Raw genomic sequence first — 25,731 nt, forward strand, 5'->3', positions numbered from 1 at the left:
GGTCAGCGCCCGTCCACCGGCGCCGCCCCGGATGCGGACGCTGCCGTGCGCAGCTCGCCGAGCCGTTCCCCGACGAGCGCCTCGACCTCGGCCTCGCCGAGCATCGGGGCGTCGTGCGCCTGGCCCACCCCGACGAAGTGGAACGACGCCGCGACGCGCTCGATCGGCACGCCGTGCAGGCGCGACCAGCCGAGGCGGTACAGCGCGAGCTGGAGCTCGCGCGCCGCCCGGGCGCGCTCGCCGCGCGCGGGGGCACCGGTCTTCCAGTCAACGACGTGCACGAGCGGCGGCTCCCCGACCTCCGGCACGGGCCCGACCCACGGGAAGACGGCGTCGATGCGGCACCGGACGCTCGTGCCCGCGACCGGGGTCTCGACGTCGGCCTCGATCGCGATCGGCTCGCGATCCGCCCACGGCGAGGCGAGGAACGCGGACTGCAGCGCGGCCAGCTCTTCGTCGCCCGCCACGACGTCGGCGAGATCGAGGTCGTCGACGTCGAGCAGCGCGGCGCGCGCGAAGTGGCGCTCGACCCACGCGTGGAACTGAGTGCCGCGCCGGGTGTGGGCCGACGGGCGCGACGGGATCGGGCGGCGGCGGTCGAGCGCGAAGGCGTGCGGGTCGCTCGCGAGCGCGACGACGGCCGAGGCCGACAGGTGCTCCGGGTCCGCGGCCGTCCGCGCGCGCCCCGCCTCCTCGAGCTCGGCCAGCAGGGTCTCGGCCTGCCAGCGCCACTGCACGACGACCGGGTCGCCCGTGGTGGTGCGCTGCGGCTCGGGCGGTCCGTCGGTCGGTGCGGCCGACGTGACCGGCGGGACGAGACCTGCTGCGCGACGCAGCTCCCGCGCGAGGTCGGGGTCGGGCGCCACGGGCCACGTGGCCGTCACGGGAGCGGGTGGCTCGATCTCGGTCGGCGCGTGCTCGAGCGCGTCGGGCGCCGTCCCGGGCAGCGGCGAAGCGGCCCCGGCGGCCACGAGCGCGCGCAGGAAGCGCGAGGGCTCGTTGACCTTCGTGCGCCCGGAGAACCAGCACCCGGTGAGCACGAGGATCGAGCGCGCGCGGGTGAACGCGACGTACGCGAGCCGGCGCTCCTCGCGGAGCGCTCGCTCGCCGTCGGCACGCTTGAAGTCGGCCAGCGCGTCCCGCACCTCCGCGTGGTCCGCACCCGGCCCGATCTCAAGGTCGGGCAGGTGCGCGGCGTCGCCCCGCATCTCGTACGGCAGCGCCTCCAGCGAGGTGGTCCACCCCGACGAGCTGGGCTGCCCCTTCGCCGTCGAGATGCTCGGGAAGTCGCTCTCCACCAGGCCGACGACACCGACGACGTCCCACTCCAGGCCCTTGGCGGCGTGGACGGTCATGATCTGCACGCAGGACGGGTCGGGTTCGCTCGCGGCGACGTCGAGGCCGCGCTCGTACTCGTCCGCGGCGTCGAGCCAGGCGAGGAACGAGCCGAGCGTGGGTGAGGGCGACCCCGCCTCGAACTCGGCGGCCACGACGGCCAGCTCGTCGAGGTCGGCCCGCCCGTGGGCGGCGCCGCCGGCGTGCGCGTGCACCTCGAGGTCGAGCCCGATCGCCTGCTCGACGGCGACGACCAGGTCCGCGAGCGCCAGGTGCGTCAGGCCACGCACGTCGCGCAGGAGCGTGCCGGCGTGCCGCAGCCGCGCCAGACCCTCGGGCGTGAACGTGCGACCGCGGTCGGAGGTCCACCCCTCGTCCGCCGGCAGCATCTCGAGCGCCTCGACGATGCTGGCGCTGTCGGTGTCCTCGCGGGCGGCGCCCTCGGGGCGTCGGGCGGCGGTCCGCCGCCGGGCCAGGTCAGCCAGCGCGAACAGGTCGCTCGCGCCGAGGCGGTAGGCCGGCCCGGTCAGGAGGCGGAGCAGCGCGTCACCCCGCGCGGGGTCGTAGGCCGTGGTGAGGACGGCGCGCACGTCGCTGACCTCGGGCGTGCGCAGCAGCCCGGCGAGCCCGACCACCTGGGCCGGCACGCCGTGCTCGGCGAGCGCCGCGCGCACGGCCTCGAACTGGCTGCGCTTGCGGCACAGGACGGCGGCCGTCCGCTCCCCCGGCTGCCAGGCGGTCCGCAGGGCGCGGGCGAGCGCGGTGGCCTCGCCGGCGCTGTCGTCCGCGAACGTCCAGCGGACGACGCCCGTACCCGCGCCCGGGCGCGGCAGGAGCGGGGGGACGTCGACAGCTGGGGCAGCAGGGGCGGCACGGGCGGCTGACTCGCCAGTGGCGTCCTCCGGCGCAACATCTGCGGCGGCGACCTCGGCGGTCGACGCACCCGGCGCGTCACGGACGTCGGCCGACACCGGCTCCGGTGCTCCGTCGACGGCGCGCAGCGGTGCGGACGTGAGGTTGGCCGCCGCGAGGATGGCCTCGTCGTTGCGCCACGACGTCGTCAGGTGCGCGACGGGTGCCGCCCTGCCGTCCGCCCGGGGGAACTGCTCGGGGAAGGACAGCAGCGCACCCGCGCTCGCCCCGCGCCAGCCGTAGATGCCCTGGTGCGGGTCGCCCACCGCCGTCACGGCGTGACCGTGGGCGAACAGCGCGCGCAGCATCTCCAGCTGCGCGACCGAGGTGTCCTGGTACTCGTCGAGCAGGACGACGCGGGCGGCGTCGCGCTCCCCTGCCCCACCACCGTGAACTCCCGGGCCAGCCTGGCGGCGGCGGCGACCTGGTCGGGGAAGTCCATGGCGGCGCGGGCGCGCTTGCCGGCCGCGAACTCCGCCACGAGCGGCATGAGGCTCGCCCGGTCCCGCAACGAGGTGATGACCTTCGCGACGTCGGCGTAGGGCTCCTTCTTGCGCGCGGTGGGCAGCGCGTCGGCCAGCCCGTCCGCGATCCGGTGCAGCTCGGCCGCAGCGGCCTCCGGCGTCGTGAGGTGCTCGGCCAGCTCGCCCGCCAGCGTGACGACGGCGCGCACCACCGTGATCGGCGCCTTCGCGACGTCGAGGTCCCCGCTCCAGCGCTCCACGACCTGGGTGGCGACCTGGTAGCGGCCCGCCTCGCTCAGCAGGGTCTGGTCGGCCTCGATGCCGAGGCGCACGCCGTGGTCGTTCACGAGCTGGCCCGCATAGGCGTTGTAGGTGGAGATCCGCGGGCGCTCGGTGAGGTGGGCGTGGTGGTCGACGTCGCCTCGACCTCCGCCGCCCTCGACCCCGTCCCGCGCCGCGCGCCAGCGCGCGAGCGCCCGCAGGTGGCGCTCGATGCGGCCGGCGAGCTCCGAGGCGGCCTTGCGCGTGAAGGTCAGGCCGAGGATCTCCGACGGCGCGACGATCTCGTTGGCCACGAGGTAGACCACGCGGTCGGTCATCGTGGCCGTCTTGCCCGACCCGGCGCCGGCCACGACGAGCATGGGCTCCAGCGGCGCCTCGATCACCGCAACCTGCTGGTCGGTCGGCTCCGGCTTGCCCAGCACGGCAGCCAGCTCGCGCGCCCCGATCACACCTTCCGCTCCGCTCACGGTCCCACCACCCGCGCTCCGGCGTCCTGCGCCGGGCAGCTGCTCGCCACCGGACAGCTCCCGCAGTACGGTCCCGCCGTCGCCACGAAGGCCGCGGACGCCATCGTGTCGGCCGAGTCGGCCACGAGCCTGCTGGTCCACGGATCCTCCGGGGTGGGGGGCGCCTGGTCCCGCAGGCCGTGCTTCGCCGCCGTGCCGTCGACGTAGGCGAGCCGCGCACCCCCGACCACCGACCCCGGGAAACCGCCCGCCAGCACCGCCTCCTGGTAGGCGGCGAGCTGCGGGTGGTGCTCGGCGTCGGCGACGCTCACGCGGGTCGCGGAGGTCTTGAGATCGACGATCCGCACCGCGCCGTCGTCCAGGTGCTCGACGCGGTCGACGCGACCCGTGAGATCCGCACGGCCCACGGTGACCTCGAACGCCTGCTCCGTCTCGACCGCGCCCGGCACGCCCGCGACGTACTCGGCGAGCAGCCGTACCATGTTCTCCGCCCGCCTGCGCTGCAGCCGCGAGGGCCAGGTGTCCGCGAGCCCGAGCCCCGACCACCGCGCGTCGAGCTCCGCGAGCATCTCCGCCTCGCTGCCGTGCGGGAGGTCGGCCGCGATCCCGTGCACGAGCGTGCCCAGCTCGGCGACGACCGAGGTCCCGGAACGCCCGCCCGCGCTCGTGAGAGCCCACTTCAGCGCGCACTGGTCGAGCGTGGTCAGGTCGGACGGCGTCATCCGCACCTGCTCCTCCTCGCTCCACAGGGCGCGCGTGCTCGAGTCGACGGCCGTGCCCCACCACGAGCTCGGATCGGCGCCCGGGACCGCGTGCGCCGCCAGGAGCTGCAGGAGCTCACCGGCTGTCGCCGCGCGGCGCGAGCTCGTCGGGTGGAGCGCCTCCCGGCGCAGGGCCGCCGTCAGGCCGCGCAGGTCGAGCGCGGGGGGTACGGGTTGCACCGGTCGGTCGTCCTCGGCGTCGATCGGTGGCGGGTCGATGATGTCGAGGAGCCCCGAGGGGCGCGTGTCGGCGTCCTGGACCGCCGTCACGAGGAGGTGGGCGCGCGTGCGGCTGACGGCGCCGGCGAGCAGGCGCAGCTCGTCGGCGAGCACCGCGCGCCTCGCGTCCACGGGTCGTACGACGCCGTCGCCCCGCCCCGTCGCGATGTCGCTGACGCCCACGGGGTCGAGCAGCCGCGCTCGCAGCCGCAGGTCCGGCCAGACGTCCTCCTGCACGCCGGCGACGACGACGACGTCCCACTCCAGCCCGGCGGCCGAGGCCGCCGTCACCACGGTGACGGCCTCCCCACGCTGTCCCGTGGCCGCGAGCGTGTCGGAGGCGAACTCCTGCGCCTCGAGGTAGGTCGAGAACGCCGCGATCTCGGCTCCCTGCTGGCGCGCGGTGAAGGACTCGGCCGCGCGGAAGAGCGCGAGCACGGCGTCGAGGTCGGCGTCGGCGCGTTCGGCCGCGGCCCCCGTGCCCAGGGCTCGCTGCCGCCAGGCGGCGGCGAGCCCGGTCGCGTCCCAGACCGCCCAGAGCACGCTCTCGAGGTTCGCGTCGGCCTGCGCGAGCGCGCCACGGCCCGCCCGCAGCACGCGCGTCACACGCCGCAGCCCCGTGCGCAGCCGGTGCGGCACCTCGGCCGCGACGTCGTCGGCCAGCACCGCCTCCACCAGCAGCTCCTCGCTGGCACGGGTGCCTCCGGCCGCCGCCTCCGCGCCGCGCAGCGCGCGGCGCAGCGCCCGCATGCCGACGGGGTCGAGCCCGCCGATCGGGGAGAGCAGAAGTTCGGTGACCTCCTCGGGCGGGAGGTCGCCGTCCCCGTCCTCACCGTCCCGCCCGCCCGCCGCCGCGAGGGCCAGGGCGCGCAGGAGGGGCCGGACGGCGGGCTCCTCGCGCAGCGGCACCTCGCCCTGCGCCGTGGCCACCGGCACGCCGCCGGCGCGCAGCCCGCGGCGCAGCGCGGCCACCTGGCCGCTGGCGCGCACGAGGACGGCCATCGACCCCCACCCGATCCCGTCCCGCAGCCGGTGGGTGCGCAGCGTGCGGGCGATGGCGCGCGCCTCCTCCGGGACGCTGCGCAGCACCGAGACGGTGACGCTCGAGGTCGGCGGGGCGTCGGGGTCGTGCGTGCGCACGGGACGCGCGCGCCGCCGGCGCACGTCACCGAGCGCCGGGAGCCCCGCGGTCACGGCGTCCACGACGTCGCGCAGCCGGTCGTCGCCGCGCCACACGGTCGGCAGCACGTGCGCCTCCGCGCCGAACTCGCCCACCACCTCGTCGGCTGCAGAGGAGCGACTGGCCCGACCAGCCCTGCCGCCGCGACCCCCGCTCGGCCACGCGATGCCGCCCAGCACACCGGCAGGCCCGGTGGTGGCGCGGTCGAGCAGCGCGGGGACGGCGCCGCGGAAGGTCTGGACCGCGACGTCGGGATCGCCCAGCAGGAGCAGCCGAGCGCCGTCGTCGGCGAGCACGCGCAGCAGCCGCGCGGTCGCGAGCGTCGCGTCCTGGTAGTCGTCGTGCACGACGACGCGCATCCGCGGGCGAGGGTGCCCGGGGAGGTCGTCCTCCCAGGCCGCGAGCGCCGCCACCGCCTCGTCGAGGATCGTGGCGACGTCGTAGCGCCGGCCGCGGTCAGGCGTCGTCTCCCCCAGTCGTGTGATCTCCTCGTACTCGGTCAGGACGCGGCCGGCCGCCGACCAGGCGGGGCGTCCGTGCCGCTCACCGCGGCGCACGAGCTCGGGCCCGTCCCATCCCGCCTCGGCGGCGCGCATGAGGAGGTCGCGCAGCTCGTGACGGAAGGTCGACAGGGTCAGCGCGGCCTCCGGGACGTCCGCGGGCCACCCCGGATCGCGGCCGACGCCGAGCGCGTGCCCGGCCAGCATCTCGGTCAGCACCGCGTCCTGGTCCGCCCCGGTGAGCATCGTGGGCGGCGGCTCGCCCAGGAGCGCGGCCCGCGCCCGCAGCACCGAGAACGCGAACGACGCCGGCGTGCGCACCAGCACCCGCCCGACGGTGACGGGGAGCCGCTGCGCGAGCTGGTCGCGCAGCCGTCCCGCCGCACGACGCGTGGGGGCGAGCAGCAGGAGGTCGTCGGTTCCGCCGTCGCCCGCCAGCGCAGCCATGGCCTCCAGCGCCACCGTGCTGCGGCCGCTGCCGGGGGCGCCGAGGACGACGTGGTGGCCACCGCCGAGCACCGCCGCCACGACGGCCGACATCGCCCTCGCGCCCTCCTCCGCCGCGGCGGGGTCGGGGGCGCGGGCGCCCTCGAGGGCGGGCGTCGCGCTGGCGGAGGCTGTCACGGAACCGATCCCATCACGCACCTCCGACATCGACGCCATCGCCGTCCCTCCGGTGGTCGCCACCTCGCACCCGGGAGTGCGCCCCCAGCGAACGGCACCGCACTCGTGCGCGGGCGCTGCCTACGATGACGCCATGGAGATCACGATCGGAATCCGCCAGGTGGCCCGCGAGCTGACCCTGGAGACCAACCAGTCGGCCGACGAGGTGACGGCGGCCGTGGAGAAGGCGCTGGGTGGCGCGATCCTCGACCTCACGGACAGCCGCGGTCGCCGCGTCGTGGTGCCGTCGGAGGCCATCGGCTACGTCGAGCTGGGCGCCGAAGAGACGCGTCGCGTGGGGTTCGGCACCGTCGCGGGCTGACGCCCGGGGCGGGGGCGGGTCGGCACGTCCGGTCCGCCCCGCCCGTCCGACGCCGGTCAGGCGGTCAGGCCGTCAGGTCGAGCCGCTTCATCCGGCGCGCGTGCTCGCTCGTGAGCCGACCGGTCAGCGCGGTGACGTGCTCGGGCGTCCACGGCCCGGCGGCGCCCGCCGCCAGCGCGGCCACCTCGGGGTGCACGGCGAGCAGCCGGGCGGTGATCCCCAGCCCCTCGCCGACCACGCGGCGGCCCCAGAGCGCGAGCCGGGCGGCGAGCTGCGGCTCCGCCGCGATCACGGGGGTCAGCGCGGCGACGACGACGTCGCCCCAGCCCTTGTCCGCGAGCGCCGCAGCGGCGACCTCCTGCGACCGACCGGTCAGCCCCGCCGCGAGCTCGCGCTGCAGGTCCAGCACGATCCCGTACCCGATGTAGGTCTTCACCAGGCGCTCCCACCAGTCGCGGGGCACCAGGCGCGCGTCGAACTCCGCGAGCAGCTCGCGGAAGCTCCAGATGCTGTCGTCGAGCGCCTCGGGGTCCGCGCCGAGGGCCCGCGCCCGCTCCTCGACCGCACCGAGCGGGGCCAGCTCACCCGCCGCCAGGCGCGAGAGCGTGATGCGCATGCGCAGCTCGGGGGCGTGCGCGGCGTCGTCGGCCAGGCGCGCGAAACTCGCGAGCTCGCCGGCCGCGACCAGGGCGAGCACCTCGATCTCCCCGGCCGAGGACGAGGGTGGGGACGCGCCGTCGGGCGCCTGGTCGGTGGCGGGCTCGGGCGCAGACATGAGCGCCAGCCTAGCCGCCGCGCCACGGGGCACTAGAGTGGGGCCGACACAGGTTGCCCGGTCGCTCCTTGAGCCCCTGCCTCTGCCCGGCCGCTCGAACGGTCGGCTCGATAAACCGCGATCGGCTGCCGCCACCCGGCGCTGGTCCCGCCGCGGACGGCCACGGCCGGCACGCGAGGACGGTGCCACGAGAGCAAGGCACTCATGACCGACACGACCGATGTGACCACACCCGAACCTGTCGAGCAGTCGACCGAGCCCGCCTCCCCCGAGGAGATCGCGGAGGTGACGGCCGAGACGCTGGACGCCCCCGCCGTCGACCCGCACACCGAGGTCCCCCAGACCTTCGCCGACTTCGACGTCAACCCCGAGATCGTCGGCTCGCTGGCCGACGTCGGCATCCTGCACCCGTTCCCGATCCAGGCGCTGACGCTGCCGGTCGCGCTCTCGCGGCACGACATCATCGGGCAGGCCAAGACCGGCACGGGCAAGACGCTCGGCTTCGGCGTCCCGCTGCTGCAGAACGTCGTCGCCCCCGGTGAGGACGGGTTCGACGCGCTGCCCGCCGCCGGCAAGCCGCAGGCGCTCGTCGTCGTCCCCACGCGCGAGCTCGCCGCCCAGGTCGCGGGCGACCTCGCCACCGCGTCGCGCCGCCGCAAGGTCCGCGTCATCCAGCTCTACGGCGGCCGCGCGTACGAGCCGCAGATCGAGACGCTGACCGCCGGCGTCGAGGTCGTCGTCGGCACGCCCGGGCGCATGATCGACCTGCTCAAGCAGCGCCACCTCGACCTCTCGCACGTGCGCACCGTCGTGCTCGACGAGGCCGACGAGATGCTCGACCTGGGCTTCCTGCCCGACGTCGAGACCCTCATCGCGGCGACGCCCGCCAGCCGCCACACGATGCTGTTCTCGGCCACGATGCCGGGCGCGGTCATCGCGCTGGCGCGCCGCTACATGTCGCACCCCACGCACATCCGCGCGCACGACCCCGACGACGACGGTGTGACGCTCAAGGCGATCAAGCAGCTCGTCTACCGCGCGCACGCGCTCGACAAGGTCGAGATGCTCTCACGCATCCTGCAGGCCCGCGGCCGCGGTCTCACGATCGTGTTCACGCGCACGAAGCGCACGGCCGCCAAGGTCTCGGACGAGCTCGCGGATCGCGGTTTCGCGTCGGCCGCGATCCACGGCGACCTCGGCCAGGGCGCGCGCGAGCAGGCCCTGCGGGCCTTCCGCAACGGCAAGGTCGACGTGCTCGTGGCCACCGACGTCGCCGCGCGCGGCATCGACATCGACGACGTCACGCACGTCGTGAACTACCAGTGCCCCGACGACGACAAGACGTACCTGCACCGCGTCGGCCGCACCGGGCGCGCAGGCAACACCGGGACCGCGGTGACCTTCGTCGACTGGGACGACGTGCCCAAGTGGTCGCTCATCGACAAGGCCCTCGGCCTCGAGGTGCCCGACCCGCCGGAGACCTACTCCTCCACCCCGGCCCTCTACACCGACCTCGACATCCCCGAGGGCACCAAGGGCCGGCTGCCGCGCTCCGAGCGCACGCGCGCCGGTCTCGGCGCCGAGGCCGTGGAGGACCTCGGTGAGACGGGCAAGCGCACCTCCCGCTCCGGCGGGTCGAGCGAGCGTGACGGCGGCCGCGGAGGCCGTGGCGGACGCGGCGAAGGTCGTGGTCAGGGCGAGGGTCGCGGTCAGGGCGGCGGTCGCGGCGGCGAGCGCCGCGGTGGCGGTCGTGACGGCGAGCGCGACGGCTCCTCGCGCCGTCGCCGCGGCGGTTCCGGCGAGCAGCGCGAGCGCCGCGCGGGCGAGGGTGGGGCGGGCACCTCGGCGGCGCCCGCGTCGTCGCCGGCCCCGTCCGGCGTCGCGGTGCCCGGCACCGACGTGAGCATCGAGCTGCCTGACCGCTCCTCGACCTTCCCCGGCACGGCCGCGCTGCTGGGCGACGGCGAGCGCAAGCCGCGCCGTCGCCGTCGCCGTCGTGGTGGTTCGGGTGGCGGCGAGGGTGACGCGACCCCCGAGGCCACCTCGGGCGAGTAGCCCCGCACGACCCGACGATCCCGCCGGGAGGCACGCTCCGGCGTCGTCCCGGCGGGATCGTCGCATCCGGAGCCCCCGGGACCGCAGACGCGAGCGAGGGGCCGGGCCTAGGGTGGCCCCATGGCACGGTTCATCGAGGTCCACCCGGTCGACCCCCAGGCACGCGCGATCGCGCAGGTGGTCGCGATGCTGCGCGACGACGCGCTCATCGCCTACCCCACCGACTCCTGCTACGCACTCGGTTCGCGCCTGGACTCCCCCACCGGACCCGAGCGCATCCGGCAGATCCGGGACCTCGACGCGAAGCACGACTTCACCCTCGTGTGCTCCGACTTCCACCAGCTCGGCTCGCTCGTGCACCTCGACAACTGGGCGTTCCGCGCCGTCAAGGCGGCGACGCCGGGGGCCTACACGTTCATCCTGCCCGCGACCAAGGAGGTCCCGCGGCGGCTGCACCACCCGAAGAAGAAGACGGTGGGGGTGCGCATCCCGCAGCACCCGGTCGTCCGCGCGCTGCTGCGCGAGCTCGGCGAACCGCTGCTGTCCTCGACGCTGCTGCTGCCGGGCGCGAGCGAGCCGCTGACCGACGGCTGGCAGATCAACGACGAGATCGGTCACCTCGTGGAGGCGGTGCTGGACTCGGGCGAGTGCGGCACGCAGCCGACGACGGTCGTCGACCTGTCCTCGGGCGAGCCTGAGGTCGTGCGCGTGGGCGCGGGCGACCCCTCGCCGTTCGAGTAGGCGGCGCTCAGCCCCTCCGACCGGCGGGTCGACCGTCGACCAGCGGCAGGCGCCCGCGCTCCAGCACCGCGGCGAGCTGGTCCGGCGCCGTGCCGTTCTCGCCGAGCCGGTTGCGCTTGCCCGTGCCGTGGTAGTCGCTCGACCCCGTGACCACGAGGTCGAGCTCGCGTGCCAGTCCCCGCAGCGCGATCCGATCCTCCTGCGCGTGGTCGCGGTGGTCGACCTCGACGCCCATCAGGCCGCACGCCGCCAGCTCGATGAGCTGCTCGGCCGTGAGGCTCGCCCCCCGCAGGTGGGCGAACGGGTGCGCGAGCACGGGCACCCCGCCCGCCGCGAGCACGAGGCCGATCATCTCCTGCGGCGTGGGCACGTCGTAGTGGACGACGTACGGGCTCCCCTCCCCCAGGAGGCCGGCGAACACGGCGTCGCGCGAGGGAGCCGCACCCGCGGCGACCAGCGCGTCGGCGATGTGCGGGCGACCGACCGTCGCGCCGGGGGCGACCTGGGCGGCGACGTCGGCCCAGGTGAGGTCGACGTCGCGCGCGAGGTTGGCCACGATCGCCTCGGCGCGACGCACGCGCGCGGTGCGCGAGCGCTCGAGGGCCGCGAGCAGCGGGACGTCGGCCGGGTCGTGGAGGTAGGACAGCAGGTGCACGCTGGTGGCGCCGGTGCGCGTGGACAGCTCGGCGCCCCGCACCAGGGCGATGCCGCTCTCGAGCGCGGCGCGCTCGGCCTCGGCCCAGCCGGCGGTGGTGTCGTGGTCGGTCAACCCCAGGACGTCGACGCCGACGTCGGCCGCCTCCCGCACCAGGTCGCCCGGGGACTGTGTCCCGTCCGAGGCGGCCGAGTGGGTGTGGAGGTCGATGAGCACGGTCCTCGATGCTACCGGGGCTGAAGTTGCACACGGTGGCGGCCGCCGACGCGGCCCCGCGACGTCGGGTGGGACGATGGCTGGCATGAGTGAGCAGCAGCAGCCCGTCAGTGACCGCGGCAACAACCGGAGCCAGCGCCCGTCCTCCGCCTCCTTCCGCGAGTTCATGGGCTCGCGGTGGGCGCCCCGCACCTCGACCCTGCCCGAGCCGCTAGCCTCGGCGCCGCACGCCGCGGACCGGCGCGCGCGTCTCGGCGCGCAGCTCGCGGGTGACGTGCTCGTGATCCCCGCCGGCTCGCTCAAGGTGCGTTCCAACGACACCGACTACGCCTTCCGGCCGCACGCCGCGTTCTCCCACCTGACCGGGCTCGGCACGGACCAGGAGGCCGACGCCGTCCTGGTGCTGCACCCGGTCCACGAGGCCGCGGGCGAGGGCGCGGGCGCGCCCACCCACGAGGCCGTCCTGTACACGCGGCCGCTCGCGCCGCGCGAGTCCGAGGAGTTCTACGCCGACGCGCGCTACGGCGAGTTCTGGGTCGGCACCCGCTGGACGCTCGAGGAGGCGCAGGCGCTGACCGGGATCCGTGCCGCGCACATCGACGACCTGCGCGACGCCGTCGCCAAGGACGCCTCGACGCCCGGCGTGAACGTGCGCGTGGTGCGCGGGGCGGACGACGCCGTCGCGACGCTCGTGGACGTCGTCGCGGCCGAGAACGGCCACACCACGTTCGAGGAGTCCACTCTCGACGACGAGCTCGCCACCGCGGTCTCCGAGCTGCGCCTGGTCAAGGACGCGTGGGAGGTCGAGCAGCTGCGCCTCGCGGTGGACGCCTCGATCCGCGGGTTCACCGACGTCGTGGCCGCGCTCCCCCGCGCCGTGGAGCACGTGCGCGGCGAGCGCGTCGTGGAGGGCGTGTTCGCGGCGCGGGCGCGCGAGGAGGGCAACGCCGTCGGGTACGACACGATCGCCGCGGCCGGCGACCACGCCACCACGCTGCACTGGATCCGCAACACCGGCGCCGTGCCCGCGGGCGAGCTGCTGCTGCTGGACGCCGGCGTCGAGGTCGACTCGCTGTACACGGCCGACGTCACGCGCACGCTGCCCGTCTCGGGCACGTACACGGACGTCCAGCGGCGCGTCTACGACGCGGTGCGCGAGGCGGCGGACGCGGCCTTCGCCGTCGTGCGGCCGGGGGTGAGGTTCCGCGACATCCACGCCGCCGCGATGGAGGTGCTCGCGCACCGCCTCGAGGAGTGGGGGCTGCTGCCCGTCACGGCCACGGAGTCGCTGACGCCGGAGGGCCAGCAGCACCGCCGCTGGATGCCGCACGGCACCAGCCACCACCTCGGCCTCGACGTGCACGACTGCGCGCAGGCGCGCGCGGAGATGTACCTCGACGGCGTGCTCGAGCCGGGCATGGTCTTCACCATCGAGCCGGGGCTGTACTTCAAGGCCGACGACCTCGCCGTGCCGGAGGAGTACCGCGGGATCGGGGTGCGCATCGAGGACGACGTGCTCGTGACGGCCGACGGCTACGAGAACCTGTCGGCCACGCTGCCTCGCCGGTCGGAGGACGTCGAGGCGTGGATGGCGGGCATCGCGCGCGGCGAGCGGGGCTGAGCCGTGCCGGCGGCTGCGTGGGAGGGAGTGGCGCAGCGCTACGTGCGCTGGGCCGACCTCGAGGCCGCCGGGATGTCCCCGCGCTACGACGAGTGGGCGCGTTCGCTGGCGGCGGACGCCGAGGTCGTCGCGCTCGTCGAGAGCCTGCCGCGCGACCGGCAGCAGCCGAACCTGGTGTTCGCCTCGGTGCGGGCCGTCGGGGTGCCCACCGACCCGTGGCCGCGCGGCGCGGTGAGCGCTGCGGCCGCCGGGCCTTGCCCGGGGCAGGGCCCTTCGCTGCGCACCAACGGGGCCTTGAGGGTGCGTGAAGACCCGATCTGTGCGCACCGAACCCCCGGTGACCACTGAGCTGCCGGCGGGAACGCCGCCCTGAGTGGTGCCGCTCGCCGCGTGCGCAGTTCTTGCTGCTTCAGCGGCCGTGAAGCAGCAAGAACTGCGCACGCGGCGGAACCGCGGGTGACGGTGTGGCCGGGTGGTCGGGGCGCCGACCATGGGGCGGCAGCGGCCCGTCGGGGGCGGGCCGGGGTGCGGCCCAGCCCGCTGCTGCAGCGGGCGCTACTGGGGCGGGCGCTGCTGGTCGCCGTCGATGCGCTGGCCGTACCGGGGCGGCTCGTTCAGGTCCGGGGTGTCCGGACGCGGCTGCTGCGGCGCCGGCTGGTGGCCCTGCTGCGCGGGCTGGCCGGGCTGGCCGGGCTGGCCGGGCTGGCCGGGCTGACCCTGCTGGCCGGGCTGCGCGCCGACCGGCTGGCCGGGCTGCTGCTGCGGGAGCTGCTGGCCGTACGGGCCCGGCTGCTGCGAGGGCTGCTGCTGCGGAGCCTGGGGCGCACCGCCGAAGCCACCGCCGGCAGCGCCTCCACCGAGTCCGCCACCGAGTCCGCCACCGCCGCCGACCCCACCGCTCGACAGCGGGATCTGCGCCTTGGTGATCATCGCGCGCGCATCGCTGGCGAGGTCCGGCAGGCACAGCACCGAGTACCGGCTCGCGACCACCTGCGAGGACGACACGAAGTCGCGCTTGCCGCCCGTGAAGGAGTAGGAGATGACGCCGAAGAGCGACCCGAACGCGGCGCCGATCGCGGCGCACGTCGCGATCGTGCCGACGAAGTTGCCCTCGGAGAACAGGCTGAGCAGCAGCCCGACGAAGATGCCGAACCACACGCCGGACAGCGCGCCCGCGGCCGCGACGCGCGGGTAGGACAGCCGCCCCGTCACCCGCTCGACCATCCGCAGGTCCGATCCGACGATCGTGACCGCCTGGACCGTGAACGCGCCGTCGGCCAGCGCGTCGACCGCCTTCTGCGCCTCGAGGTAGGTGGGGTAGGACGCGATCTCGACGCCCTGCGGCGGGGTGGGCACGCGCGTGGCGCGCGGATCGTTCATCGACATGCCCCCATTGTCGCGCGGAACGCGCCGATCGTGCGGTGCCGGGCGCGCCCGGACACGAACCTGCCCCACATCTGCACGTCGCGCTCGCGGGCGACGAGCCGGGAGCGGCCCCGCCGCGCCTACCCTGGAGGCCGTGAGCACTCCCTCCCGCGTCTTCGTCGCCCGCCTCGCCGGCACCGGCGTCTACGACCCCAACCGCGACCAGGTGGGCAAGGTGCACGACGTCGTGGTGGTGACGCGCACGACCGGCGCGCTGCGCGCCGTCGGGCTCGTGGTGGAGGTCGCGGGGAAGCGTCGCGTGTTCGTGCCGCTCTCGCGCGTGACCAGCATGGACGCCGGCGCCGTCATCACGACCGGCCTGCTGAACATGCGCCGCTTCGAGCAGCGTGCGGGCGAGACGCAGGTCGTCGGCCAGCTCCTGGACCGCACCGTCACGCTCCACGAGCGCGACGGCGGCGGGTCGGCCCGCCTCGAGGACGTCGGGATCGAGCTGCGACGCGGCCGCGACTGGGACGTCACCAAGCTGTTCGTGCGGCGCACCGTCACGAGCGGGCTGCGGCTGCGCCGCGGCGAGACGCTCCTGGTCGACGCCGACGCCGTCACCGGTCTCAGCGCGGTCCAGGCGGGTCAGGGCGCGTCCGCGCTGCTGGCGACGTTCGAGGGCCTCAAGCCCGCCGACGTGGCCGACAAGCTCCACGACCTCCCCGACGAGCGGCGGCTGCAGGTCGCCGTCGAGCTCGACGACGAGCGCCTGGCCGACGTGCTCGAGGAGCTGTCCGGCGAGGACTCCGTCGCCATCCTCACCGGTCTCGAGACCGACCGTGCCGCACGCGTGCTCGACGTCATGCAGCCCGACGACGCCGCCGACCTCGTGGCCGAGCTCCCTGCCGCGACCGCCGCCGAGCTGCTGGAACGCATGGAGCCGGAGGAGGCCGACGACGTGCGCCGCCTCCTCGCCTACGACGAGCACACCGCCGGTGGCCTCATGACCACGGAACCCGTGATCCTCGGCCCCGAGGCCACGATCGCCTCGGCGCTGGCCCACGTGCGCCGTCGCGACCTCTCCCCCGCGCTGGCGACCCTCGTGTTCGTCGTCCGGCCCCCGCTGGAGACGCCCACGGGGCGCTTCCTCGGCGTCGTCCACCTCCAGGCGATGCTCCGCGAACCCCCGCACGACGCCGTCGCGACGCTGCTGGACAAGGACATCGAGTGGGTGCTGCCCACCGATCCGCTGGGGAAGGTGACCCGCCTGATGGCGACCTACAACCTGACGGCTCTGCCGGTGCTCGACGAGGAGCGGCACCTCCTGGGCGCCGTCTCGGCGGACGACGTGCTCGACCGCCTGCTGCCCGACGACTGGCGCGACGCCGACGACGTGCTCACCGACGCGTCGCTGACCCCGGGGGCGACCGTGGCTGAGCGCAGCGACCGCGTCGACCGCGCGGACCGCCTCGACACCCCGCTGGAGAAGTCCGGCGGGCTGCTGCGACGCCGTCGCAACGACCGGGGCGGCGTCGACATCGGCCAGAACGCCGAGCGCATCGCCCGGTTCTTCGGCACCCCGCGGTTCATCGTCTACATGACGATCTTCTGCGTGTTCTGGCTGACCTGGAACACGCTGGCGCCCGAGAACCTGCGCTTCGACAGCTACGCGCTCGGCTTCACGCTGCTCACGCTGATGCTGTCGCTGCAGGCGTCCTACTCCGCCCCGCTGATCCTGCTGGCGCAGAACCGGCAGACCGACCGCGACCGCGTCGCGGCCGAGCAGGACCGCCAGCGCACCGAGCGCAACCTCGCCGACACCGAGTTCCTCGCGCGCGAGATGGCCTCACTGCGACTGGCGCTGCAGGACGTCGCCACCCGCGACTACGTCCGCGGTGAGCTGCGCGACCTGCTGGAGGACCTGCGCGAGGAGATCCGGGCCGAGCGCGACGGCGACGGCGACTCCGACCTCCACGCCGCCGACCGGCGCCGCTGAGCGCTCACCCGCCCACTTCCCGCCGCCCTCCACCGACCGGTGGGGGCGAACCCACCGGTCGGTGGCTGCCGCGACGGCTCCGCGGTCGCGAGGCTGGAGGGCATGAGCACCTCACCCCCGCCGTCGTGGTCGACGGCCTGCGCAAGAGCTACGGCGGCACCACCGCCGTCAACGACCTCTCCTTCGAGATCCGACGGGGCGAGACCTTCGCCCTGCTCGGCCCGAACGGGGCCGGCAAGTCCACGACCATCGAGATCCTCGAGGGCTTCCGCCGCCGAACCGGCGGCCGTGTCGAGGTCCTCGGCACCGACCCGGCCACGGGCGGCGCCGCCGGCAGCCGCTGGCGCTCCCGCCTCGGCATCGTGCTGCAGGACCTCCCCGAGGGCGGCGTCTACACCGTGCGCGAGCAGCTCGCGCAGCAGGCGCGCTACTACCCCCGCCCGCGCGACGTCGAGGAGGTGATCGCCGCCGTCGGGCTCGAGTCGAAGGCTGGGACGCGGATCGGCCGCCTCTCCGGCGGGCAGCGCCGGCGCGTGGACGTCGCGCTCGGGATCATCGGCCGACCGGAGCTGCTGTTCCTCGACGAGCCGACGACCGGGTTCGACCCCGAGGCGCGACGCGAGTTCTGGGGCCTGATCCGCCTCCTGGCGGACGAGGGAACCACGATCCTCCTCACGACCCACTACCTCGACGAGGCCGAGCAGCTCGCCGACCGGGTGGGCGTCATCATCGGCGGCCGCCTCGTCGACGTCGGGCCCGTGGCCCAGATCGGCGGCTTCGACGCCCGCGTCCCGGTCGTGTCCTGGCGCGAGGACGACGGCGAGCGCCGCGTCCGGCGCACCGAGACCCCCGCCTCGCTCGTCACCGAGGTCGCCGCGCGGCTCGGCCACGAGCCGCGCGACCTCACCGTCGCGCGGCCGTCGCTCGAGGACGTCTACCTCGACCTGGTCGCGGCAGCCACCACACGGACGGAGGCGGCCTCATGAGGGCGCTCACCCTGGCCCCCGCCCGCACCGCCTTCGAGGTGCGCGGCTACTTCCGCCAGGTCGACACCGTGTTCTTCACGTTCCTGTTCCCCGTGATCTTCCTGGTCATCTTCTCCTCGATCTTCTCCGAGGACATCTCCGTGGCGGGCCTGACCGGCGACGGACCCGCGAGCATCCCCGCGGCCACCTACTACCTGCCCGGTCTCATCGCCGCCGGGCTGCTCCTGTCCGGTGTGCAGAACCTCGCGATCGACATCGCGCTGGAGAAGGGCGACGGCCGCCTCAAGCGCCTGGGCGGCACGCCGATGAGCCCCGTGACGTACTTCCTCGGCAAGCTCGGCCAGGTCCTGGTGACCGGCACCTGCCAGGTGACGCTGCTCCTGCTCGTGGCGAGCCTCGCCTTCGGGGTCGACCTCCCCACCGACCCCGGACGGTGGCTGACGTTCGCGTGGGTGTACCTCCTCGGCCTGCTCAGCTGCGCCCTCGTCGGGGTGGCGCTGTCCGCCCTGCCGCGCTCGGGGCGCAGCGCGAGCGCCGTCGTCATCCCGGTCGTGGTGGTGCTGCAGTTCATCTCCGGCGTCTACGTCGCCGACTTCCAGCTCCCCGACGGCGTGCGCACGATCGCCGCCGCCTTCCCGCTGGCGTGGATGGCGCGGGGAATGCGGTCGGTCTTCCTGCCGGAGGAGATGCAGGTGCTCGAGCGCGGCGGGGAGTGGGGCCCGGGACAGGTGGCCCTGGCCCTGACGGTCTGGCTGGTGCTGGGCTTCGTGGTCTCGCGGTTGACGTTCCGCTGGCTGCGCCGGGACGCCTGAGATGATCGGGCCGTGAACCTCTCGGGCCGCTGGTGGAGCGCCGGCACGGTCGCCACGGGCGTCGTCGTCGGCGTCCTGGTCGGTCTCGAGCGCTCGTCGGACTCCCGTACCCCCGGTGGGATCCTGCTGGCCGTCGTCGCTCTCGCGGCGCTGGTCGTGGCCCAGCTCGTCTGGGGGCGCCGTGCCATCGAGGCCGAGGGGACGCCGAGCGCCCGCGCCTACGGGGCGGTGGTCGTCGCGCTCGTCGGCCTCGCCTGCCTCGGCTCCCCCACGTCAGCGTTCGTCCAGATCGCCGCCTATCCCCTGCTGTGGCGGGTCAGCTCGGACTTCCGGACCGGGGCGTGGCGGAGCGCCGCGCTCGGTGCCGCGGTGGCCGTGGGCAGCGGGCTCGGGCCCGGCGACTGGCTGAACGGCGTCGTGACGGGCTCGGTCTCGGCCGGCTTCTCGATCGCCATGGGCGCGTGGTTCAGCAGCGTCTACCGCTACGCCGCCGAGCGCGCGGCGCTCGTGGAGGAGCTCGAGCGGGCCCAGGAGGAGGTCCGGGCGCTCGAGCGGTCCGCCGGGGTCGACGCCGAGCGGGCGCGGGTGGCACGCGAGCTGCACGACACGGTCACGCAGAGCCTCACCGGCCTCGTCATGGTCGTCCAGCGCTCCCAGCGCGACCACGCCGGGGGTGCCGACGACGCCGTGACGACGGCCAACCTCGACCTCCTGGGTGACCTCGCCACGGGTGCGCTGGCCGAGTCGCGGGCGCTCGTGACCGAGTACGCGCCGACCGCGGCGCTGGCCGACGCGCTCGCCCGGGTGACCGCCGCCTTCGAGCGCGAGACGGGTCTTGCCGTCGAGCTCTCGTGCACCGCCTCCGGGCTCGGGCGCGAGGAGGAGGTGGCCGTGCTGCGGACCGTGCAGGAGGCGCTCGCGAACGTGCGCAAGCACGCCCGCGCCTCCCGCGCACGGGTCGAGGTGACGGGCGGCGAGGACGGGGTCGCGATCGAGGTATCGGACGACGGCGTGGGGCCACCGACCGCTCCGTCCCCCACCGCGGGGTACGGCCTGCGCGGGCTGCACGACCGGCTCGCCCTCGTGGGCGGCTGGGTCGCGTTCGGCGCCAGGGAGCCGCGCGGGGGCTCGCTGCGCGCGTTCGTCCCGACGGCGCCGCGCTCGGACGCCGCGGCCCGGGACGAGGTCGCGACGTGAGCGTGCCCGGCGCCGTCGTGCCCGCGCCCGTGCCCGCGCCCGTGCGCGTGCTCGTCGCCGACGACCACCCGATCGTCCGCGCGGGCATCGTCGGCCTGCTCGCGGGTGAGGGCGGTGTCGACGTCGTGGGCGAGGCCGGCGACGGCGCCGCGGCGGTCGAGCTGGCCGCTCGGCTGCGTCCCGACGTCGTGCTCATGGACCTGCGGATGCCCGTGCTCGACGGCGTGCGCGCGACCGCGCGCGTGGTCGCGCTCGACCGGCCGCGACCTCGCGTCCTGGTGCTGACGACCTACGAGAGCGACGAGATGATCCTCGCCGCGATCGAGGCCGGCGCCAGCGGCTACCTGATCAAGGCGGCCCCGCCGGCCGAGATCGTCGCGGGCGTCCGGGCCGTCGCCGCCGGCACGTCGGCGCTCTCGCCCGCCGTCGCGACGGCGCTGGTCGCCCGGGTGCGCGACCAGCCCGGCACCGCGCCGACCCCGGGCCCGCGCGCGCCGTCGGCCGCCGACGCCACCGCTGTCGACGTCGACGCACCGACCCTCACCGACCGGGAGCACGACGTGCTGCGCCTCGTGGCCGACGGCCTGTCCAACCCCGCCATCGGACGGCGCCTGTTCATCGGCGAGGCGACCGTGAAGTCGCACCTGCTGCGCGTCTTCGCCAAGCTCGAGGTCTCCGACCGCACCCGCGCCGTCACGCGCGCGATGGAGCTCGGCCTGCTGGAGCGACCGACGTCACCACCGTGAGCCCCGGCGGGCCTGACGGACCCCCGAGGGCCCGACCTACACTCGAAGGATGACGACCGACCCCCGCCTCGACGCCGTCCACCAGGCTCTCGCGGGTGTCCTGGACCCGGAGATCCGCCGCCCGATCACCGAGCTCGACATGGTGCGCGAGGTCCGGATCGAGGCCGACCACGCCGTCGTCGGCGTCGCCCTGACCACGGCCGGCTGCCCGCTGCGGGACACCATCACCGCGAACGTGACCGCGGCGGTCGAGGCCGTCGAGGGGGTGGCGAGCGTCGCCGTCGAGCTCACGGTGATGACCGACGACGAGCGCACCCAGCTGCGCACCAAGCTCCGCGGCGGCACCGCCGAACCCGTCATCCCGTTCGCGCAGCCCGACTCCCTCACGCGTGTCATCGCCGTCGCCTCGGGCAAGGGCGGCGTCGGCAAGTCGACCGTCACGGCGAACCTCGCCGTCGCGATGGCGAAGCAGGGGCTGCGCGTGGGCGTGCTCGACGCCGACATCTACGGCTTCTCGATCCCGCTCATGCTGGGCGTGGAGCACTCCCCCACCAAGGTCTCCGACATGATCCTGCCGCCGGTGGCGCACGACGTGAAGGTCATCTCGATCGGCATGTTCGCCGCGCCCGGCCAGCCCGTGGTCTGGCGGGGGCCGATGCTGCACCGCGCGCTGCAGCAGTTCCTCGCCGACGTCTTCTGGGGCGACCTCGACGTGCTCCTGCTGGACCTCCCGCCCGGCACCGGCGACATCGCGATCTCGGTGGCGCAGCTCGTGCCCGGCGCGGACCTGCTCGTCGTCACGACGCCGCAGACCGCGGCCGCCGACGTCGCCGCGCGCGCCGGGTCGATGGCCGCGCAGACCCGGCAGAACGTCATCGGCGTCGTGGAGAACATGTCCTGGCTGACGCAGCCCGACGGGAGCAGGCTCGAGCTCTTCGGCAGCGGCGGTGGCGAGGCGGTCGCCCAGCGCCTGACGGACTCGCTGGGCTACCGGGTGGACCTGCTGTCCCAGGTGCCGCTCGACGTCGTCGTGCGAGAGGGGGCGACGGTGGGACCCCGGCCGCACTCGGGGACGCGGAGGGCGAGGGTGTGCGGGCGCTGCGTGCGCTCGCGGAACGGCTCGCGGTGCGCGAGCGCGGGCTGTCGGGCCGGCGGCTCAGCCTCAGCATCGTGTAGCCGCGCGCGGCGCACGGTCCCGCGCCGCGGTCGGCCTCAGGTGGCCTCGTCGTCGAACGGGGCGCCGTCCGCCGGGGCGGCGCCGGAGGCACTCGTCCCACCGGTGCCGGTGGGGGCGGACGGGCGTGGGCGCGCCGCGGCGGCTCCCCCGGCCGCCGCAGCCGCCGTCGCGGCGGCGGCGCCGCTCGTCGGAGGTGTCGCCGTGCGAGGTGCCCGCGGCGGACGGCGCGGCGCGACGTCCTCCATGAGGGCCTCGCGCACGATCCGGCGCGGGTCGTACTGACGGGGGTCGAGGTCGCGCAGGTCGTCGAAGCTGTCGCCCATCTCCTCCCGGACCCGCTCGGTGGCCCCGCGCGCGATGTCGCGCAGCTCGCGCACGAGGCGGCCGAGCTGGGCGGCGAACGTCGGCAGCCGTTCGGGGCCGACGACGAGCAGCACCACCACGATCAGGATGCCGATCTCCCACGGGTTGGGGAAGCTGATCACGGAGCCGCGCTCGCCTGCTCGCCGAGCACCACCTCGACCTCGCGGTCGCCGCCGGCCTCACGCACGGTGAGCACGACGGTCTCACCCGGTGCCCGCGCACGGATGGCGATGATCAGCTCGTCCGGCATGGTCACGGGCGTGCCGTCGATCGCGACGATGACGTCGCCCGGCCGGATCCCGGCGGCCTCGGCGGCTCCCCGGGGGTGAGCGGCTCGGTGCCGTTGGACGGCTCGATCGCCACCTTCACGCCGACACCGGTGTAGGTGGAGTCGAGCAGCACGCCGATCACCGGGTAGGTGGCGACGCCGGTGGCGATCAGCTGTTCGGCCGTGCGGCGGGCCTGGTTGCTCGGGATCGCGAACCCGAGGCCGATGCTGCCGCCCGCGGCCACGCCCTGCGGCTGCGCGATGGCCGAGTTGATGCCGATCACGCGACCGGCGGAGTCCAGGAGCGGGCCGCCGGAGTTGCCGGGGTTGATCGCCGCGTCGGTCTGGATCGCGTTGATGAACGAGGTCTGCTCGCCCTCGCCGGCCTGCACGGGCCGGTTGAGCGCCGAGACGATGCCCGCGGTGACCGTGCCCTGCAGGCCGAGCGGTGCGCCGACCGCGACGACGTCGTTGCCGACCGCCACCGCGTCGGAGTCACCGAGCGGCAGCGGGACCAGGTCCGTGCGATCCACCCGGACGACGGCGAGGTCGTAGTCACCGGTGAGGCCGACGAGCTCGGCGACCGCCTGCTCGCCGTCGCTGAACACGACCGTGATCTCCGCGCCGGACTCGGCCGCGTAGGCGACGACGTGGGCGTTCGTCAGGATGTGCCCGTCCTCGCGCAGCACGAAGCCGGAGCCGCGCGACATGCCGTCCGGCGTCGGGATCTGCAGCGTGACGGTGCTGGGGAGCGCGGCGGCCGCGATCGCCGTGACGTCGATGCCGCCCGTGGCCGCGGGCCCGCCGGTCGACGGTGGCTGGGGCAGCGTCGAGGGGACGGGGGACGACGGGTCGGAGGGGCCGGTGGGGTCGGCCGGGCCGGCGCCGGGCGCCTGATCCGCCAGCGTCTCGATCCCGAACCGCGGGGCCAGCACGAGGCCGAGGAGCGTGCCCACCAGCAGGGCGAGGCTCGTGAGCGCGGCGACGGCGGGGACCGCGACCCCGCGCCGGCGGTCGCGGCGACGACGGCCGCGCCTGCCGGGCGCCGGGGGCTGCTCGCTGGGTCCCCCGGGCGCGACGACCTGCTGGAACGGCTGCCCGGTCCCCTGCTCCCCGCCCGGTACGGGATCGCCGACCGTCTCGCCGGGCGCCGGCCACGGCCAGTGCTGGGGTCCGCTCTCGCGCTCAGCCACCGGCGATCACCTGCCAGCCGCGCGAGAGGCTGGCCATCACGCCGGCCGACCCGCGCTGGTCGAACTCCTCCAGCACCTCGAGAGCGACGGCGTCGCTCGCGGCGTGCACGACGACGACGTCGCGGCCGACCTGCGCGGCCCACCACCCCTCGACCAGGTGCGCGTCGAGGTCGCCCACGCTCCGGCTCCGCTCGACCGTCACGTCGGACAGACGCAGTCCGCCGCGCGCCTCGACCACCGTGACGTCCTCGCCGTCGACGACGAGGTCGACGCGCACGCCCCCGCCCTCGAGGTCGTGGGCGGCCACCACGCGACCGTCGCCCGGCAGCGCCTCGGGCGACGTCCAGCCGGCCGGCCAGACGTGGGCCGTCGACGACGTCCCGCCGACCACGGCCGACGCCCCACCTCCCGCGCGCGGCGACGCGTCGGGGCCCGTCACCCCGACGGGGGTGCGCGTGGACGTGGGATCGGTCTGCGCGAGCGCGGCCAGGGCGGAGGGCGACGTCGTGCGCACGCTCCCGAGGACCAGCAGCGATCCGCTCGCGGCGACCCCGACGCCCAGGACCGAGACGGCCGCGACTGCCAGCACGCGGACCGGCGAGCGCCGGGCGCCGCCGCGGCCGCTCCCCGTGCGGGTCACGACGTCGACGCGCCTCCCGCCGTCGACCCCGTCGTCCCGACCGGGGCCCTCGGTGGGAGCCGCCTCGCACAGCGCGCGGAGCCGCTCCTCGAGCGCGGTCGGGACGGCGACCTCCCCATCGAGGACGTCAGCCGGCGCTGACGCCGCTGCTCGCGGACCGCGGCGGCACACTCGTCGCACGCGGCGAGGTGGGCACGGGCCCAGGCCATCCGCTGCTCCGGGAGGCTGCCGTCGGCGACCGCACCGGCCTCGGACCCGAGGTGTCCGAACGGCCCGATCACTGGGCGGGCCTCGGCGTCAGGAGCGGGAGCTGCGGCACCGCGCGGCGCGAGGGTCCGGCGCCGTCGCTCTCGCTGGCGGCCGCCACCTCGGCGGGCGAGCGGTGGGCCAGCGACGTGCGCAGCCGCGCCCGGCCGCGGTGGATGCGCGAGCGCACCGTGCCCAGCGAGATCCCGAGGACGTCGGCGATCTCGTCGTAGGTCAGGTCCTCGATGTCCCGCAGCACGACGGCGGCGCGGTACTCCGGCGGCAGCTCGTCGAGCGCGGACTGGATGTCGACGTCGAGGTTGCCGATCTCGAAGCCGCGCTCGGGCTCGTCCGCGCGCGCGGCTCGCGGGGCGTCGGCGTCGTACTCCCCCAGCGCGGTCGTGCGGTTGCGCGCCCGGCGTCGCACCTGGTCGAGGAAGAGGTTGGTGGTGATGCGGTGCAGCCAGCCCGCGAAGGTGCCGGGGGTGTAGGTGTCGAGCGAGCGGAAGACGCGGAGGAAGACCTCCTGCGTGAGGTCCTCGGCGTCGGCCACCTGACCGGTCAGCCGGTACGCGAGCCGGTACACCTGCGGCGTGTGCTCGCGCACGATCTCGTCCCAGGTGGGCGGGTGCCACTCCTCGGCCTGCACGGGTGTCCTTCGATCGGGGTCCACCGGGTGCCGGTGGCGCCCCTCGAGTCTACGGCGTCGGGGCGTTCCGCCGGTGCCGCAAGCCGCCCGCCTCCGGCGCGTCACCGGGCGGCTCCGGCCTCGGCGTGCACGCGGCCACCTACGATGGCTCCAGACGAGAGGAGGCCCCACGATGGCGGGTGCCGAGAGGGCGGACAGGGCCCAGAGCTGGGCCTACACCGAGGACGTCGTGGTGGAGCCCGAGGCCGCCGCGGCGGCCCGGGAGCGCGCCGCGGAGTTCGGGATCGACGCGGTCAGCCCCGCGACCGGGGCGCTGCTGCAGGTGCTCGCGGCCGCGAGCGGTGCGCGGCACGTGGTCGAGATCGGGACCGGCACGGGGGTCAGCGGCGTCTGGCTGCTCGGGGGCATGGCGCGCGACGGCGTCCTGACGACCATCGACGTCGAGGTCGAGTACCAGCGCGAGGCGCGGCGGGCGTTCACCGCCGCGGGCGTGCCGTCCTCGCGGACGCGCACCATCGCGGGCCGGGCGCTGGACGTCCTGCCGCGGCTGGCCGACGGTGCGTACGACCTCGTGCTGCTGGACTCCGACGTCGCCGACCTCGTGGACCTCGTCGCGCAGGCCCGGCGCCTGCTGCGCGTGGGCGGGACGCTCGCCGTGACGCGCGCCCTCTGGCACGACCGGGTGGCCGACCCGGCACGGCGCGACGTCGACACGGTGGCCGTGCGCGAGCTGGTGCGCCAGCTCGTCTCGGACGACGGGCTCGCCGTCTCGCTGGTGCCCGCCGGCGGTGGACTCCTCGTCGCCGTCCGGCGCTGAATCTCGCTCGCGGCCGCGCCGGCGTTGGTGTCGGACGGGCGGACGGGTACCTCTCCCCGTCGCCCGACCCGCTCCCGCCGAGCCTGCGCTGCCAGACTGCGGTGA

At 75.6% G+C, this 25,731-nt stretch carries 21 protein-coding genes and 3 pseudogenes; 13 read left to right on the forward strand and 11 right to left on the reverse strand.

What is annotated here, in order from left to right:
• Positions 1 to 2: 2 nt before the first annotated feature.
• From QQK22_RS10245 to QQK22_RS10255, 3 genes are read right to left on the reverse strand one after another with little or no spacing between them, the layout of a single operon-like run.
• Positions 3 to 2,555, reverse strand: coding sequence for an ATP-dependent helicase (locus QQK22_RS10245; RefSeq protein ID WP_348525565.1), 2,553 nt, complete (start codon positions 2,553 to 2,555; stop codon positions 3 to 5).
• The gene (locus QQK22_RS10250; RefSeq protein ID WP_284250834.1) at positions 2,519 to 3,460 is read right to left on the reverse strand and encodes a UvrD-helicase domain-containing protein; all 942 of its coding nucleotides are present in this window, start codon (positions 3,458 to 3,460) and stop codon (positions 2,519 to 2,521) included. Before QQK22_RS10250 ends, QQK22_RS10245 begins: the two co-directional genes overlap by 37 nt.
• Complete coding sequence (locus QQK22_RS10255; RefSeq protein WP_284250836.1) at positions 3,457 to 6,744, reverse strand: ATP-dependent helicase; 3,288 nt, start codon at positions 6,742 to 6,744, stop codon at positions 3,457 to 3,459. The genes QQK22_RS10250 and QQK22_RS10255 overlap by 4 nt, the downstream gene beginning before the upstream one ends.
• A gap of 133 nt (positions 6,745 to 6,877) precedes the next feature.
• Between QQK22_RS10255 and QQK22_RS10260 the strand changes: the two genes are divergently transcribed.
• A complete protein-coding gene (locus QQK22_RS10260) occupies positions 6,878 to 7,105 on the forward strand; it encodes a DUF3107 domain-containing protein (RefSeq protein ID WP_284250837.1) in 228 nt (75 codons plus the stop codon).
• A 64-nt stretch (positions 7,106 to 7,169) separates the two neighbouring features.
• Here the strand turns inward: QQK22_RS10260 and QQK22_RS10265 are convergent, their stop codons facing one another.
• Complete coding sequence (locus QQK22_RS10265; protein ID WP_284250838.1) at positions 7,170 to 7,880, reverse strand: ferritin-like fold-containing protein; 711 nt, start codon at positions 7,878 to 7,880, stop codon at positions 7,170 to 7,172.
• 204 nt (positions 7,881 to 8,084) lie between these two features.
• Between QQK22_RS10265 and QQK22_RS10270 the strand changes: the two genes are divergently transcribed.
• Together QQK22_RS10270 and QQK22_RS10275 are read left to right on the forward strand one after the other, a co-directional pair.
• Positions 8,085 to 9,935 carry a DEAD/DEAH box helicase gene (locus QQK22_RS10270; protein ID WP_284250839.1) on the forward strand — a complete coding sequence of 617 codons (1,851 nt, stop codon included), beginning with the start codon at positions 8,085 to 8,087 and terminating at the stop codon, positions 9,933 to 9,935.
• Positions 9,936 to 10,055: 120 nt separating this feature from the next.
• Positions 10,056 to 10,676: an L-threonylcarbamoyladenylate synthase gene (locus QQK22_RS10275; protein WP_284250840.1), complete on the forward strand. Its 621-nt coding sequence runs from the start codon at positions 10,056 to 10,058 to the stop codon at positions 10,674 to 10,676.
• A 7-nt stretch (positions 10,677 to 10,683) separates the two neighbouring features.
• Here QQK22_RS10275 and QQK22_RS10280 read toward each other — a convergent pair whose 3' ends face one another.
• Positions 10,684 to 11,547, reverse strand: a complete 864-nt coding sequence (locus tag QQK22_RS10280; protein ID WP_284250841.1) for a PHP domain-containing protein — start codon at positions 11,545 to 11,547, stop codon at positions 10,684 to 10,686.
• Between the two features lie 85 nt (positions 11,548 to 11,632).
• On the opposite strand from QQK22_RS10280, the gene QQK22_RS10285 reads away from it, so the two are divergent.
• Together QQK22_RS10285 and QQK22_RS10290 are read left to right on the forward strand one after the other, a co-directional pair.
• Positions 11,633 to 13,168 carry an aminopeptidase P family protein gene (locus QQK22_RS10285; RefSeq protein ID WP_284250843.1) on the forward strand — a complete coding sequence of 512 codons (1,536 nt, stop codon included), beginning with the start codon at positions 11,633 to 11,635 and terminating at the stop codon, positions 13,166 to 13,168.
• 3 nt (positions 13,169 to 13,171) lie between these two features.
• Entirely contained in the window at positions 13,172 to 13,516 is a 345-nt protein-coding gene (locus QQK22_RS10290; protein WP_284250844.1) for a DUF2332 family protein, read from the forward strand.
• Between the two features lie 207 nt (positions 13,517 to 13,723).
• On the opposite strand, the gene QQK22_RS10295 is transcribed toward QQK22_RS10290, so the two are convergent.
• Positions 13,724 to 14,554 carry a YflT domain-containing protein gene (locus QQK22_RS10295; RefSeq protein WP_284250845.1) on the reverse strand — a complete coding sequence of 277 codons (831 nt, stop codon included), beginning with the start codon at positions 14,552 to 14,554 and terminating at the stop codon, positions 13,724 to 13,726.
• 133 nt (positions 14,555 to 14,687) lie between these two features.
• Here QQK22_RS10295 and QQK22_RS10300 point away from each other — a divergent pair.
• From QQK22_RS10300 to QQK22_RS10330, 7 genes and pseudogenes are all read left to right on the forward strand, one after another.
• Positions 14,688 to 15,929, forward strand: a pseudogene (locus QQK22_RS10300) (magnesium transporter MgtE N-terminal domain-containing protein); the annotation flags it as partial.
• Positions 15,930 to 16,118: 189 nt separating this feature from the next.
• A pseudogene (locus QQK22_RS10305) lies at positions 16,119 to 16,532 on the forward strand (DUF1003 domain-containing protein); the annotation flags it as partial.
• 125 nt (positions 16,533 to 16,657) lie between these two features.
• Positions 16,658 to 17,518, forward strand: coding sequence for an ABC transporter ATP-binding protein (locus tag QQK22_RS10310; RefSeq protein WP_284250846.1), 861 nt, complete (start codon positions 16,658 to 16,660; stop codon positions 17,516 to 17,518).
• On the forward strand, positions 17,515 to 18,330 hold the full coding sequence (locus QQK22_RS10315) for an ABC transporter permease (protein ID WP_284250847.1): 816 nt from the start codon (positions 17,515 to 17,517) through the stop codon (positions 18,328 to 18,330). The genes QQK22_RS10310 and QQK22_RS10315 overlap by 4 nt, the downstream gene beginning before the upstream one ends.
• Before the next feature lie 12 nt (positions 18,331 to 18,342).
• Positions 18,343 to 19,527: a sensor histidine kinase gene (locus QQK22_RS10320; RefSeq protein WP_284250848.1), complete on the forward strand. Its 1,185-nt coding sequence runs from the start codon at positions 18,343 to 18,345 to the stop codon at positions 19,525 to 19,527.
• Between the two features lie 2 nt (positions 19,528 to 19,529).
• On the forward strand, positions 19,530 to 20,273 hold the full coding sequence (locus QQK22_RS10325) for a response regulator (RefSeq protein ID WP_431310190.1): 744 nt from the start codon (positions 19,530 to 19,532) through the stop codon (positions 20,271 to 20,273).
• A gap of 49 nt (positions 20,274 to 20,322) precedes the next feature.
• A pseudogene (locus tag QQK22_RS10330) lies at positions 20,323 to 21,449 on the forward strand (Mrp/NBP35 family ATP-binding protein).
• A gap of 36 nt (positions 21,450 to 21,485) precedes the next feature.
• Here the strand turns inward: QQK22_RS10330 and QQK22_RS10335 are convergent.
• From QQK22_RS10335 to sigE, 5 genes are all read right to left on the reverse strand, one after another.
• Complete coding sequence (locus QQK22_RS10335; RefSeq protein ID WP_284250850.1) at positions 21,486 to 21,935, reverse strand: twin-arginine translocase TatA/TatE family subunit; 450 nt, start codon at positions 21,933 to 21,935, stop codon at positions 21,486 to 21,488.
• On the reverse strand, positions 21,932 to 22,111 hold the full coding sequence (locus QQK22_RS10340) for a PDZ domain-containing protein (protein WP_348525642.1): 180 nt from the start codon (positions 22,109 to 22,111) through the stop codon (positions 21,932 to 21,934). Before QQK22_RS10340 ends, QQK22_RS10335 begins: the two co-directional genes overlap by 4 nt.
• Positions 22,066 to 23,274, reverse strand: a complete 1,209-nt coding sequence (locus QQK22_RS10345) for a S1C family serine protease (RefSeq protein WP_284250851.1) — start codon at positions 23,272 to 23,274, stop codon at positions 22,066 to 22,068. The genes QQK22_RS10340 and QQK22_RS10345 overlap by 46 nt, the downstream gene beginning before the upstream one ends.
• On the reverse strand, positions 23,267 to 23,914 hold the full coding sequence (locus QQK22_RS10350; RefSeq protein ID WP_284250852.1) for a hypothetical protein: 648 nt from the start codon (positions 23,912 to 23,914) through the stop codon (positions 23,267 to 23,269). Before QQK22_RS10350 ends, QQK22_RS10345 begins: the two co-directional genes overlap by 8 nt.
• Before the next feature lie 277 nt (positions 23,915 to 24,191).
• The gene (gene sigE / locus QQK22_RS10355; protein WP_284250853.1) at positions 24,192 to 24,809 is read right to left on the reverse strand and encodes an RNA polymerase sigma factor SigE; all 618 of its coding nucleotides are present in this window, start codon (positions 24,807 to 24,809) and stop codon (positions 24,192 to 24,194) included.
• Between the two features lie 172 nt (positions 24,810 to 24,981).
• On the opposite strand from sigE, the gene QQK22_RS10360 reads away from it, so the two are divergent.
• The gene (locus tag QQK22_RS10360; RefSeq protein ID WP_284250854.1) at positions 24,982 to 25,626 is read left to right on the forward strand and encodes an O-methyltransferase; all 645 of its coding nucleotides are present in this window, start codon (positions 24,982 to 24,984) and stop codon (positions 25,624 to 25,626) included.
• The last annotated feature ends 105 nt before the right edge of the window (positions 25,627 to 25,731 follow it).

It is taken from the genome of Litorihabitans aurantiacus (assembly GCF_030161595.1).
Classification (GTDB): Bacteria; Actinomycetota; Actinomycetes; order Actinomycetales; family Beutenbergiaceae; genus Litorihabitans; species Litorihabitans aurantiacus.